We start from the raw sequence: 12,435 nt of genomic DNA on the forward strand, positions 1-12,435 counted from the left end.
GAGCGTCCCGCGTATTGCTCAGCTATTGCGGCCCGTCAGCGCGTCGCGCAGCCGGTCGACCAGCCCGGCGCCCGGCCCGAGGATCTTGTTGGCCGGCGGGCGGTCCGGTGCCAGCGGATGCGGCCTGGTGGGGGCGAGGTTCTTGGCCTGGTGGAACTTTTCGCTGAGCTCGCCGAGCTCTTCGCCGGTGCAGGCGTCGCGAAGCTGGGGCAGCAGATCTTCTTCTTCATCTTCGATGTGATGGCGGATATCGGCGATCAGCTTGCGGACCAGGTCGTCGTACTTGGGGTCGTCGGTGCCGGCCTTCTCGATGTCCTTCATCACCTCTTCGGCCTCCGAGTGCTCCTCGATCTCGTGCTCGACGAGCTTGTCGCCGTCGGGCACCTTCTCTCGGGCCGCCGGGTAGACGAACTGCTCCTCGGCGACGGCGTGGCGCACGATGCCCGCGATCACGTGCTCCACCAGTTCGGGTTGGGTGCGCGGATCGCCGGCGGACTCGATTTCGGTGAAGACGCTCTCGAACTCGCGGTGGTCGGTGATGATGTCGTCGACGATGTTGCCGGTTTTGACGTCGGCCATGGGCTGCTCCTTCCGTACCTCGGACGCGTACCCGCGCGGAACGGCGCCAAACGTTCGACCGGCGGGCGCTCAGGCCCGCGAGCGCTCACTCTGGTACAGATTTCGGGGGCAAAACCGTACGAGGGTGAGCGCTCGCGGCCAGCGGAGCGGCGAAGGACGGCTAGATCACCGTGCGGGTGCCGTCTTCGGCGCGACGGGTACGGCCCCGCTTGTCGAGCTGCTCCAGCAGCGGCACCGCGACGCGGCGGGTGGTGTTCAACGCCCGCTTGGTTTCGGCGACGGTGAACGGCTGCGGCAGGGTCTGCAAAATCTCGGCGGCCCGGTCGAACGCGTCGGCGCCGAGCACGACACCGTCGGCGATGCGGGTCAGGCGTTCGGCACGGATGGCAGCGGCCAGTTCCCGCGCGCCGAGCCCGAGCTCGCTGAGCTGATCGGCCTCCGGCGCCCGGAACGGCTTTGCCGCCAACCATTTTTCGACCGTTCGCACCGCCTCGTCCACCCGCGGCGGCAGCGTCGCGTCCGGTCGCCGCACCACCCCGTCGGCCACGAGCAAGCCGGTACCGTCGAGCAGCGCGGCCACCAGTTCGGCGGCGGGTAACTCGAGGTCCTGCCGCAGCGTCTCCAACGGCATGCCCGCGGCGATGTCGTGCTCGGTCGACCACCGTTCGACGGCCACCGACACTTGCCGGCGTTGCTGCGCCCACCAGTCTGGATCGATTACCCACTCGCCGACCCGCAGACCATCTACGACAAACCCCATGGCGTGCAAGTCATCTAACCGCGCACACACCGGCGGCTTCGCGCGTCCGGACGCCAACTCCTCGGCCCGCGCTCGTGCGGCGCCCCGCCGACGCAGCGCCGGCGGCCGCACATCGAGCACCTCGATGCCCGCCGCGATCAGATGCTGACCGGGGTCGCGCAGCAGCCCGACGTCGCCGATACGCAACGGCAACGGTCGCGCCAGCCGCAACCGCGCCGCTGCCGTGCCCAGCGGTCGCAGCTGGACCGGTACGGCTGCCGAACCGATGTGCAGCAACAGGTTTCGGTGCAACTCTCCCGTTGCCCGCACCGAAACGTCCACTTCGGCGGTGTCTAGCCACGCCCCCGGTGTACGCAGGGTGTCGCCGCGGCCGACCGCGCGGTGGTCCAGCCCGCGTAAGTTCACCGCGACGCGCGCCACCGCCGAAAGGGACGTTTGGGCGCGGGTGAGCGACTCTAATCCCCGCACGGTATAGCGCCGACCGGCGTGCTCGAGCTCGTCGCCGACCCGCACCGTCCCCGCCGCCAGCGTCCCGGTGACGACGGTCCCGGCCCCGCGAATCGTGAACGACCGGTCCACCCACAGCCGCACATCCGCGTCGACGTCGGGGGCCGGCAGCCGCGCGGCGAGCGCCACCAGCTCCGCCCGCACCGCATCCAGATCCGTGCCCAGCACGACGGACGCATCCGGAAGCCGTTGCTGCACAGCAGCTATCGCCGCAGCAGGATCGGCCAGGTCAGCCTTGCTGATCACCACCATGATGTGCCGCACACCCAACGCCCGCAGTGCGGCGAGATGCTCCTCGGACTGCGGCATCCATCCTTCGGTGGCCGCGACGACGAACATCACCGGGTTTTCCGGGGCTATCCCGCCGACGCCGGCGAGCATGTTGGCCACGAACCGCTCATGGCCCGGCACGTCGACGAACGCGAACTGCCGACCCTCGATCTCCGTCCACGCGTAGCCAAGCTCGATCGTCAACCCGCGGCGCTTCTCTTCGGCCAACCGGTCCGGCCACATCCCGGTGAGCCGCTGCACCAGCGTCGACTTCCCATGATCGACGTGGCCCGCCGTGGCTACGACATACATGCCCGCACCGCACGCACCAGCACGTCGTCGTCGTCCGGCCGCACCGTGCGCAGATCCAGCAGGCAGCGGCCGTTCTCCAGCCTGCCGACCACTGCCGGGCTACCCATCCGCAGCGGCGCTGCGCATGACTCGGGCAGACTCACTGCCGCACTAGGCAATTCGACACCTGGTGCGCCTCCACCGCCCACCGCGGCGACACAGTCCACCGCCCAGGCGTCGGGTAACTGCGCGGCCAACCGCGCCGCGCGTTCCCGCAACGAGACCACGTCCACGTCGAGCGCCTCCGCCACCGGCGACGGCGGGCCCTTCAGCGTCGCCTCCAGCGCCGCCAACGTGAGCTTGTCGACCCGCAGCGCCCGCGCCGCCGGGTGCCGTCGCAGCCGCTCGATCAGCTCCGCGGCGCCGAACAGCACCCCGGCCTGCGGCCCGCCGAGCAGCTTGTCGCCGCTGGCGGTGACGACGTCGGCGCCGTCGCGCAGAACCGACGTCGCATCGGGCTCGTCGGGCAGCAGCGGATGCGGATTCAGCAACCCCGAGCCGATGTCGACGACCAGCGGCACGCCAAGGCCCGTGAGCTCGGAAACGCTTACCGCCGAAGTGAATCCGCTGACGAGATAGTTCGACGGGTGCACCTTGAGCACGAAACCAGTGTCGACGCCGATGGCGTCGGTGTAGTCGCGCAGGTGGGTGCGGTTGGTGGTGCCGACCTCGCGGAACCGCGCACCGGTGGACTCCATCAGCTCCGGCAGGCGGAAGCCGTCGCCGATCTCGATCAGCTCGCCGCGGCTGACCACGATCTCCTTGCCGGGCGCCAGCGTCATCGCAGCCAACAGCAGTGCGGCGGCGTTGTTGTTGACCACGTGCACCCCGCCTGCGGTCGGGACGGCCGCGGCCAGCGCCGCCAACGCACCCCGCCCGCGTCGCGCACGCCGTCCCGACTCGAGGTCGAACTCGACGTCGGTGGCGCCCGCAGCGGTGACCATCGCCTCGACCGCGGCCTGCGACAGCGGCGCGCGCCCGAGGTTGGTGTGCACGACGACGCCGGTCGCGTTGATCACCGGGCGCAGGCTCGCGGCACTGGTGGGCAGCGCCGCGACGGCGTAGTCGGCCACGTGTTCGGGCGCGATCGTGCCCGCCCGCGCGCGTTGCTGGGCGTCGGCGATGACGGACTTGACCAGCGTGCGGCCCAGCGTCCGCGAGGCGTCGACCAGGCGCGGGTCCGCGAGCAGCACATCGGTGCGCGGCACCTGCCGGCGCGGGTCTTCGTGTGATTTCGGCGCGGTCAGGGACTCTGACGGGGCATTAGCGCGCCGAAATCGCCGGGACATGGGGCCATCATGACAAGCCGCTCCTCGGGTACACAGAAGAAGTGTTGATCTCGGTGGGCCACGGCGCGCTCGACAAGGCGGCGCTGTCGCAACTCTTGACCGACGCCGAGGTCGAGGCGCTGGTCGACATTCGCCGCTACCCCAACAGTCGGCACAACCCCGACGTGGAGACCGGCGCGATCACCGCGTGGGCGGCCGAGGCCGGGCTGGACTACCGCTGGGATGCCCGGCTGGGTGGGCGCCGACGGCTGCCCGCCGACACCGAACCCGAGGACACCTGGTGGCGGGTCAAACAGTTCGCCGCCTACGCGGCCTACACCCGCACCGACGAGTTCGGCGAAGCGTTCGCGGAGCTTCTCGAGCAGTCGCAGCAGCAGCGCACGGCCATGATGTGCAGCGAGGCGGTGTGGTGGCGCTGTCATCGGCGCATCGTCGCCGACGTGGCGGTGGTGAAGTTCGACGTGCCGGTCTGCCACCTCATGCACGACGGCCGGCTGCGTGAGCACCCGGCCTCCGAGGGCGCGCAGCTGCGCGACGACGGCCAGCTGGTGTGGGTCTGACCTGGCGTTTCGGGTGGCGGAGGCGGACGGGAATCGAACCCGCCAACGACAGAATCTGCCGCTCAACGATTTTGAAGACCGTGCCGGTCACCAGACCAGATACGCCTCCCTGCCCGGGTCCGATCATGCCAGGGCAGCATGGAGCCATGGCCTATCGACTGACCCAGTACGCCCACGGCGGCGGTTGCGCGTGCAAGATCCCGCCCGGCGAGTTGGAGGACGTGGTGCGCGGGCTGACGCTGGGCGCGCCGCGCGACCCGGTCGGCGAGCTGCTGGTCGGCCTGGACGACGGCGACGATGCCGCGGCCGTGCGCATCGACGGCGATACGGCGCTGATCGCGACGACGGACTTCTTCACGCCCGTCGTCGACGACGCCTACGACTGGGGCCGCATCGCCGCGGCTAACGCGCTCTCGGATGTGTACGCGATGGGCGGGCGACCCGTCGTCGCGGTCAACCTGCTGGGCTGGCCGCGCGATGTGCTGCCGTTCGAGCTGGCGGCCGAGGCGCTGCGCGGCGGCATGGACGTCTGCGGTCTCGCGGGCTGTCATTTGGCGGGTGGGCACAGCGTCGACGACCCCGAACCGAAGTACGGCCTGGCGGTCACCGGTATCGCAGACCCGAACCGGTTGTTGCGCAACGACTCCGCTAAGCCAGGCTTGCCGCTGTCGTTGACCAAACCGCTGGGTGTCGGGGTGCTCAACAGCCGGCACAAGAACACCGGTGAGCGCTTCGCCGAGGCCATCGAGGTGATGACGACGCTGAATGCCGCCGCGGCGCAGGCTGCGCTGAAGGCTGGTGTCGAATGTGCCACCGACGTCACAGGTTTCGGGCTGCTGGGTCATCTGCACAAGTTGGCGCGGGCCAGCGGTGTGACGGCGGTGCTCGACGCGAACGCGGTGCCATACATCGACGGTGCGCGCGAGGCGTTGGCGGCCGGGTATGTCAGCGGCGGCACCAAGCGCAACCTCGACTGGGTCCGCCCGCACGTCGATCTGGACGCAATCGACGAGGACGAGGCGGTGCTGCTCGCCGACGCCCAGACCTCTGGCGGGCTGTTGATCGTCGGGGAGATCCCGGGCGCGCCGGTCATCGGTGAGTTGGTGCCGCGCGGGGAGCACACGATCGTCGTGCGCTGACGCAGGTAACTCTCGCGAGACGTACACCGGGGCTGCGATCCGGCCGAAATCGCGACCCTGGTGTACGCCTCGCGAGAATTAAGCCGGTGACCGTATTGCGACACGGTCACGGACGCGTATCCATTGCAACTCATCAGGCACAACAAGATCATCGGTCACTATCGTCACATCAGCCCCAAATGTTGAACCGACGTCACTGCGACGTCCGCCCGGAAGGTGTGACATGTCGCCGCGTCGACGTATCCCAACGCTCTCGGTGGCGTCGGCGACCGTGATCGGTCTGATCGCCACACTCGGGCTCGCCGCGCCGGCCGCCGCCGAACCCTGCACCGGTGCGGCCGCGGCCGCTCAACCTCCCGCCGCCAACAACGCCGAAGAAACCCCACTGCTGCCTGGGCTGAACCGTCGACCGGTCGGCCAACGCCCCGACGGCGCCAACGAGGACGCGCCGCTGCCGAGCCTGGGGCAGATCTCGGCACCGCTGCAACAGCAGGCCGCCGTACAGCCCGCTCCGCCGGTGCCCGACGCCAACACCGTGGCGCCTGCCCCGGCTCCACCGGCGCCACCGTCGCCGCCGGGCACCTCGCTCGTCGGGTGGGTCACCGGACCCGACAGCCCCAACAAGACCATCGAACGTTTCGCGATCACCGGCACCGATCTCGGGATCATGTGGGACAACGGCGATCCCGCCAACCGCCAGGTGCTGATGGCGTTCGGCGACACCTACGGCTACTGCAGCGTGCGTGGCCAGCAGTGGCGTTACAACGTGCTGTTCCGCAGCCAGGACGGCACCCTGTCCAACACCGTCGCGGTGCCCAACGGCGTTCTGGCCAGCAACTATTCGGGTTCGCCGATGCTGCGGCCCAACATCTCCAAGGCGATCCTGCCCGGCGTCAAGTGGGCGCCCGAGGAGAAGGGGATGATCCCGACCGCGGGCATCGCGGTGGGCGGTAAGCAGTACCTGAACTTCATGTCGATCAAGAGCTGGGACGGCGACGGCCGCTGGACCACCAACTACTCGGCGATCGCGGTGTCCCCCGACAACGGCGAGCACTGGGGCATTTATCCCGACAGCGTGCGGCCCGCCGCCGAAAACGCCGTCCCGGACGTCAAATACGCGCCGGGCAACCAGAACTTCCAACAGGGCGCATTCCTCAAGCCCGGACCCGGCGACCCGTACATCTACTCGTTCGGCACACCGTCCGGGCGCGGCGGACCCGCGTTCGTCTCCCGCGTTCTTCCCGCCTATGTGCCCGACCTTCGCAAGTACGAGTACTGGAGTTCGGCCGCCGACGCCTGGGTGCCCGGCGATCCGGCCGCCGCCACACCGGTGATCCCCGCTCCGGTGAGCGAGATGTCGGCGCAGTACAACACGTACCTCAAGCAGTACCTGGTGCTGTACGGCAACGGCGCCAACGACATCGTCGCCAGAACCGCACCCGCACCGCAGGGGCCGTGGAGCCCCGAACGGTTGCTCGTGCGGTCGTGGGACTTCCCCGGCGGCATCTATGCGCCGTTCCTGCATCCGTGGTCGACCGGGAAGGAGCTGTACTACAACCTCTCGCTGTGGTCGGCATACAACGTCATGCTGATGAAAACCGTTCTGCCCTGAGGAACTTGCGCTCCGAGGCCGTCTCGGGGGCATCGTCGCTGGTGGCGCGCAGGAACCGGTCGGGCAACGCGAGCTTGTGGATCGTGCGCAACGTCAGAAAGTATTGGCGCGCAAGCGATCCAGTGGTGTACGGCAGGTGGTACTTCTTACACAGCGCCCGCACCCGCACCGATACCTCGGGCAGCCGGTTGCTCGGCAGGTCGGGAAACAGATGATGTTCGATCTGGTAGCACAGGTGTCCGCTGGAAAATGCCAGCAGTCGACCCGCGTTGAAGTTCGCCGCACCAAGCATCTGCCGCAGATACCAGTCGCCGCGGGTCTCGTCCTTCAGTACGTCGGCGGTAAACTTCTCCGCACCGTCGGGAAAGTGCCCGCAGAAGATCACCAGGTAGGCCCACAGGTTGCGCAGCAGGTTCGCCGATACGTTGGCGCCCAGCGTCCTGCGCCAACGGGATCGGCTCAACGCCGGCACCACCACGTAGTCTTTGACGGCCTGGCGGACGATCTTGGTGACGAGCTCCATCCGGGCCGCAGAGATCTTCTGGGTGTCCGGAGCATGTCGGTCACGCTCGGAATGCACACCGTGAAGCGCGATACCCCACTCGAAAACCGCTGCCAGCAAAAGGTTCCGAAGTGGCTGCACCAGGTGCTGAGGTTGCCATGGCTGGTCGCGGGTGATCCGAATGACGCCGAAGCCAAGGTCGTCGTCGACGCCGACGATGTTGCTGAACACGTGATGGCGGTAGTTGTGCGAGTACCGCCACTGCGAGGAGAGCGCGACCATGTCCCACTCCCAGGTGTTCGAGTGGATCTCCGGGTCGTTCATCCAGTCCCATTGGCCATGGCCGACGTTATGGCCGATTTCCATGTTCTCGACGCTCTTGGCGTAGGCCAGGCCCGCTGTGCCCAGCAGCCAGCCCGCACGTGACCGGCTGACGCCGATGATCACGCGCGCCAACACCTCAAGCGATCTCTGGAAGCCGATAGTGCGTCGGATATAGGTCGCGTCGCGCGCGTCGAGCGACTCTTCGATGTCGCGGCGGATCGCGTCGAGTTCCGCACCGAGGGCCTCGATGTCCGTCCTACTCAGATGCGCATACGCGGCAATGTCGGTAATTGCCAATCGATGTCCTATTGGTCCGTCCGGACGAGGCCGGGTGTGTCCGTGACGGTTTTCCCCGAAAGCGGCGCTTCCTAAACTTCATCTGGTCAGCGTTGATCTGTTGACGCTACACCGCGGTGGCGTAGTGTCAGGTTCAGGCGGGACCACTCGGGCCCCACGATGAAGGGCCGGCGATGTCTGACAAGTCTCCTCGACAATCCATGAGCAAGAAGTCCGGAAAGACCCTCAAGGAGAAGCGGGCCGCCAAGCACGCCAAGGCGGCCGCCCGTGACGAGTCGTCCACCGAGGCGGTATTCCAGCACAAGAAACGTTGACAGCCCGGCTATTTCGCGCTGGCTCCGGACAGCCAACGCCGCTCGTTGACTGCCGTTTGGTCGCGAATTTCGCGGTCCTGCTCACTGATCTCGAGCAGCGCGTCGGTCGACGATGTGTCGTCGGGCGCAGCCGCGGTCATCAACGTCTCGTGCGCGTGGTCCGGGTCGAAAAGCGGTGGAACGACGAGCAAGGCGATTCTGTCTCCGGTGAGCCCCAGTACCTCGATGGTGTGGTCCGGTTGCAGGCGGTACCCGTCGAGGCGAACCTGTCGATCTGCCAGTCGCATGCGGGCCGGCACACCCAGCCAGTCGTCGAGGTTGTAGATCACCCGGGAAATGGGCCCCAACCGTACCGATAGCACGGCCAGCAGGTCGGATAGTTCACGCGCGAGGTCATCGCTGTGCGGCCACCAGGCGCCATCGACGTAGCCCGTTGCGGGCGCTTTGGGCTTCAACCTCAGCCGCGGCGTGTTCCGCGGTCCGGTTTTGCGGGTGCTCGATACGGCGTAGCCAACTTGAGCGGTCATAGGACGATCCCGTCTCAGCCGCCGAAAGCGGCCGGTTACTTCGAATCGGCGATGCACACGGATCAGATCCTCGTGCGCGACGTACCGCCGATGCCGCCAGTGTACGCCAGGGCACCTCAATGGGTCCCGAAATGCATTGTGGGCTGGCGGAAAACCGCCAGCCCACAACGAACGATGTACTCGCTAGACGGCCGTCACTCCGACTGCCTGCGGACCCTTGTTGCCCTGTTCGATGTCGAACTGGACGCGCTGGTTTTCGGTCAGTGTCCGGTAGCCGTCACCGCGAATTTCGCTGTAGTGGACGAACACGTCATTCGAGGCTCCATCAGGAGCGATGAAGCCGAAGCCCTTGTCTTCGTTGAACCATTTCACGGTTCCCTGTGTCATACTTTCCAACTTCTCTCATTCTGAACGGATGTCAGAGGACATCCGTGGTCAGGATAGCAGCAACCGCCGCCATTGACCTATCGACGATAAATCGCCGCAAGGAATGCGTTGTGCGCTAATGCTTTACATAGCGGCGCTGGCCATCCGGCTGGTCCACAGGGCGCTCTCGGCATTTGCGTCCCGAAGTACGCTTTCGGCCGCGTCACACCACTGGCTCTCGCGTTCAGACCCGACGAGCGGCCTGCCCGATGCGCACCGCATCACCAGGTTGCCCAATACCGGCGTCGTCATATGCGGCACGATGAGAAGCTTGGCTTCGGCCGTACGGCCCACGATCCGCATCAGTCGGTGCCGCCGATGTTCGGCGGGGGCCTTGGGCCGCGCACTGGTCAGGATTGAATTCAGGTCCAACGCCCCCTCGGTGGCCGACCAGTTCACGCAGATGTCGACGATCTCTCCGAGCGGTCGATGCAGCACGCTGATCAGTTGCGGTAATTCACGGGCCGTCGAGCCGGTATGCGGCCACCACGCACCGTCGATGTCCGCGCCCAACATGGGCGCGAGTACGAGCCTGACGGGCCGGGCAAGTCGCGGTGTACCCGTCAAGCCGTTCATGACGACGTCGTTACAGACGGATTCCGCTGCGGCCGATCGGAGAACACCGGGTTCGTCACCGGTTCGTCTTTTCCGCTGGTGTTCGCGATGGGCTCGGATTCATCGAGATGTGAAAAAAGTTCGGACGACTTCATAAAACAAGTCCTCAAGTATGGTGCGCTTCGGCCAACGGACCGTCGAGCGAAGGGCAATCGAAATCGCAGGCAGATCGTCTCCCGAAGCGGGTGTCGAAGCGCTGCTGACCGGAGCCGGTCTACCCCCAGCCTACACGGGCACTAACTCGAACCGAACTCCAATGCCGGTTCTCTGGAGTCCACGCCGCGGTTACTGGAGATGGTCAACATGTCGGGGCGCACCTCGTAGCGAGCCCCGTCGGCCGGGTTGACCGCGACAAACCCGGTCCCGGATGGCACGGCGTTGCCGAGTTGCAGGCTGGCGCCGTCGCTCAGCCGTTCGCCGCGGTAGTAGAAGTCTCCCGGCGACGTTTCGCACACGATCGCAAGCGAATTCGCCGTGCGGATCGCCGCCGCCGGTTCGTCCCCGCTGTCACAGCGCGCCGAACGGCCCACGAAGCCGAGCGAATCGGTGCCCGACACCCCGGCGATCGGCGCCCCGCTCGGCGACGGCGTCGTCGTCGGTGACGTGGTGGTGGGTGTCGTGGTGGTGGCGGTTGTGGTCGGTGAGGTGGGCTCCGGGCCCGCCGGCGGCGGGACTGCGAGCCTGGTCTGCGGTTGGCTGCCGCCCCCGTCGGTGAACACCAGCACCGCGGCCAACACCACTGCCGCGGTGAACATCACGACGGTGCCGATCAGCAGCGCCATCTGGGCCCGGCTGAACCGTGACCGACGCGCCGGCCGCGGCGGCGCGTACGGCGGCTGGCCCGTCGCCGCCGGGTGCGGATAGCCCGCCGGGAACTGCCGCGTCGATGGCGGCGCAGGCGGCACGGGCGCCGGCGCCGGCGTCGGCGCCGCGGCGGGCGGTTGATCGAGCGCCGCGGCGGCCGCCTTGGCCAGCTCCCCGGCCGAGGCGTAGCGGTCGGTGGGTTTCTTGGCCACACCGCGGGCGATGACGTCGTCGAAGGCCCGGCTGATCCCCCTGCGCATGATGCTCGGTCGCGGGGGCGGGTTGAACAGGTGCGCGGTGATGACCTGGCGCAGATCGGCCGCCTCGAACGGTGCGCGGCCGGTCAGGGCCTCATACAGCAGACACGTCAGCGAGTACACATCCGACGCCGGGCCGCCGCGTTCCCCGTTGAACCGTTCGGGCGCCATATAGGCGCTGGAGCCGATCAGCAGCCCCGTCATCGTCACGTTCGCCTCGCCGCTGCCGTGCGCGATGCCAAAGTCGACGAGGTAGGCGAAATCCTCGGGGGTGAGCAGGATGTTTTCCGGCTTGATATCGCGGTGCACCAGCCCGCTGGCGTGCGCGGCGTCCAGCGCCGAGGCCACCTGGGTGATGATCGACACCGCCCGCGTCGGCGGCAGCGCGCCGGCGTTACGCAGTACCTCCTTGAGGCTGGCGCCCTCCACCAGCCGCATGTCGATGTAGAGCACCCCGTCGATCGCGCCGAAGTCGTGCACCGGGATGACGTGGGGCTCCTGCAGCCGGGCCGCGACGCGGGATTCGCGGCGGAACCGCTCCTGAAACGTCGGATCCGACGCCAAATCCGGCCGCAGCAGCTTGATCGCCACCATGCGGTCCCGGGCGGTGTCGTATGCCCGATACACCTCGCCCATGCCCCCGACCCCGATCAGAGACTGCAGCTCGTAGGACCCGAACCGGGTGCCCAGACGAGAGTCGCCGTTCGGGGAACTCACATCAAATCCTTTCCGTTCAACCGCGTGCGGCAGCGACTGTGCAGGTCAATTGGCAGCGTCGACAGGGTTCCCGCCGCGCGCTCGGACCTAACGTGATGAGCGCCCGACACTACCAAACTGTATGCCGCACAGGTGGTTTGGCACTCTCGCTGAACGGAAACTCAGCCGGACTCTTCCTCGGTGGCGTTCGGGTTGGGCGCGGTGACCGGCGGCGACGCGCTGACATCTGGTGCGCGGGTTACCCGGCTCGGGCCCTCGTCGGGCTCCTCGGCCGGCGGCGCACCGGCAGGCGGCGCGGCGGGCGGCCCGGCGGGTGCGACGGGCGACGTGGTGACCGGCGCCTGCTCCTGGGTCGTCGGCGCCGGGGGCTGCGTCGGCGTCGGCGACGCCGTGGTGGTCGCGGTGGTGGTGGTCGTCGTCGTGGTGGTGTCCTGTGGTTGCTCTTCGCTACCGCACGCGGCCAAGGAGGCGGCCACCACGACGGCGGCCGCGCCGATCGCGATTCGCACAGCTCGGTTGGTCGGTTCGCTCATCAGCGCTCCCAGCGGTGTCGGCGGTGAAAGCCGACGAATTCCCGGCGGCCGG

At 67.8% G+C, this 12,435-nt stretch carries 12 protein-coding genes and 1 tRNA gene; 3 read left to right on the forward strand and 10 right to left on the reverse strand.

Annotation, left to right across the window (positions count from 1 at the left end):
* Positions 1–18: 18 nt before the first annotated feature.
* From ABQF13_RS07810 to selA, 3 genes are all read right to left on the reverse strand, one after another.
* Positions 19–579, reverse strand: coding sequence for a hemerythrin domain-containing protein (locus ABQF13_RS07810; RefSeq protein ID WP_448392167.1), 561 nt, complete (start codon positions 577–579; stop codon positions 19–21).
* 160 nt (positions 580–739) lie between these two features.
* Positions 740–2,428 (reverse strand): SelB domain-containing protein, encoded by a 1,689-nt coding sequence (locus tag ABQF13_RS07815; protein WP_448392168.1) that lies wholly within the window; start codon positions 2,426–2,428, stop codon positions 740–742.
* The gene (gene selA, locus ABQF13_RS07820; RefSeq protein ID WP_448392169.1) at positions 2,416–3,756 is read right to left on the reverse strand and encodes an L-seryl-tRNA(Sec) selenium transferase; all 1,341 of its coding nucleotides are present in this window, start codon (positions 3,754–3,756) and stop codon (positions 2,416–2,418) included. The genes ABQF13_RS07815 and selA overlap by 13 nt, the downstream gene beginning before the upstream one ends.
* A 41-nt stretch (positions 3,757–3,797) precedes the next feature.
* On the opposite strand from selA, the gene ABQF13_RS07825 reads away from it, so the two are divergent.
* Positions 3,798–4,316: a DUF488 domain-containing protein gene (locus tag ABQF13_RS07825; RefSeq protein WP_448392170.1), complete on the forward strand. Its 519-nt coding sequence runs from the start codon at positions 3,798–3,800 to the stop codon at positions 4,314–4,316.
* 14 nt (positions 4,317–4,330) lie between these two features.
* Here ABQF13_RS07825 and ABQF13_RS07830 read toward each other — a convergent pair.
* Positions 4,331–4,425: transfer RNA gene (locus ABQF13_RS07830), tRNA-Sec, on the reverse strand.
* A gap of 37 nt (positions 4,426–4,462) precedes the next feature.
* Here ABQF13_RS07830 and selD point away from each other — a divergent pair.
* Both selD and ABQF13_RS07840 read left to right on the forward strand, forming a co-directional pair.
* On the forward strand, positions 4,463–5,455 hold the full coding sequence (gene selD / locus ABQF13_RS07835; RefSeq protein WP_448392171.1) for a selenide, water dikinase SelD: 993 nt from the start codon (positions 4,463–4,465) through the stop codon (positions 5,453–5,455).
* Between the two features lie 223 nt (positions 5,456–5,678).
* Entirely contained in the window at positions 5,679–7,067 is a 1,389-nt protein-coding gene (locus tag ABQF13_RS07840) for a glycoside hydrolase family 183 protein (RefSeq protein ID WP_448392172.1), read from the forward strand.
* Here ABQF13_RS07840 and ABQF13_RS07845 read toward each other — a convergent pair.
* The 6 genes from ABQF13_RS07845 to ABQF13_RS07870 all read right to left on the reverse strand — a co-directional run bounded on the left by ABQF13_RS07845 (position 7,039) and on the right by ABQF13_RS07870 (position 12,383).
* Positions 7,039–8,190, reverse strand: coding sequence for a fatty acid desaturase family protein (locus ABQF13_RS07845; RefSeq protein ID WP_448392173.1), 1,152 nt, complete (start codon positions 8,188–8,190; stop codon positions 7,039–7,041). The genes ABQF13_RS07840 and ABQF13_RS07845 overlap by 29 nt on opposite strands.
* 322 nt (positions 8,191–8,512) lie before the next feature.
* On the reverse strand, positions 8,513–9,031 hold the full coding sequence (locus ABQF13_RS07850; protein WP_448392174.1) for a DUF5994 family protein: 519 nt from the start codon (positions 9,029–9,031) through the stop codon (positions 8,513–8,515).
* A gap of 183 nt (positions 9,032–9,214) precedes the next feature.
* Positions 9,215–9,418 carry a cold-shock protein gene (locus ABQF13_RS07855; RefSeq protein ID WP_069404468.1) on the reverse strand — a complete coding sequence of 68 codons (204 nt, stop codon included), beginning with the start codon at positions 9,416–9,418 and terminating at the stop codon, positions 9,215–9,217.
* 123 nt (positions 9,419–9,541) lie between these two features.
* On the reverse strand, positions 9,542–10,033 hold the full coding sequence (locus ABQF13_RS07860; RefSeq protein WP_448392175.1) for a DUF5994 family protein: 492 nt from the start codon (positions 10,031–10,033) through the stop codon (positions 9,542–9,544).
* A 275-nt stretch (positions 10,034–10,308) separates the two neighbouring features.
* Positions 10,309–11,850: a serine/threonine-protein kinase gene (locus tag ABQF13_RS07865; RefSeq protein ID WP_448392176.1), complete on the reverse strand. Its 1,542-nt coding sequence runs from the start codon at positions 11,848–11,850 to the stop codon at positions 10,309–10,311.
* A 161-nt stretch (positions 11,851–12,011) separates the two neighbouring features.
* On the reverse strand, positions 12,012–12,383 hold the full coding sequence (locus ABQF13_RS07870; RefSeq protein WP_448392177.1) for a hypothetical protein: 372 nt from the start codon (positions 12,381–12,383) through the stop codon (positions 12,012–12,014).
* Positions 12,384–12,435: the final 52 nt, after the last annotated feature.

This window comes from Mycolicibacterium sp. XJ879, assembly GCF_053483935.1.

Coding starts and splice junctions, on each gene's coding strand:
- ABQF13_RS07815 (WP_448392168.1), bottom strand. CDS start 2,428: ATGTATGTCGTAGCCACGGCGGGCCACGTCGATCATGGGAAGTCGACG.
- ABQF13_RS07840 (WP_448392172.1), top strand. CDS start 5,679: ATGTCGCCGCGTCGACGTATCCCAACGCTCTCGGTGGCGTCGGCGACC.
- ABQF13_RS07810 (WP_448392167.1), bottom strand. CDS start 579: ATGGCCGACGTCAAAACCGGCAACATCGTCGACGACATCATCACCGAC.
- ABQF13_RS07870 (WP_448392177.1), bottom strand. CDS start 12,383: ATGAGCGAACCGACCAACCGAGCTGTGCGAATCGCGATCGGCGCGGCC.
- ABQF13_RS07855 (WP_069404468.1), bottom strand. CDS start 9,418: ATGACACAGGGAACCGTGAAATGGTTCAACGAAGACAAGGGCTTCGGC.
- selD (WP_448392171.1), top strand. CDS start 4,463: ATGGCCTATCGACTGACCCAGTACGCCCACGGCGGCGGTTGCGCGTGC.
- ABQF13_RS07860 (WP_448392175.1), bottom strand. CDS start 10,033: ATGAACGGCTTGACGGGTACACCGCGACTTGCCCGGCCCGTCAGGCTC.
- ABQF13_RS07850 (WP_448392174.1), bottom strand. CDS start 9,031: ATGACCGCTCAAGTTGGCTACGCCGTATCGAGCACCCGCAAAACCGGA.
- selA (WP_448392169.1), bottom strand. CDS start 3,756: ATGTCCCGGCGATTTCGGCGCGCTAATGCCCCGTCAGAGTCCCTGACC.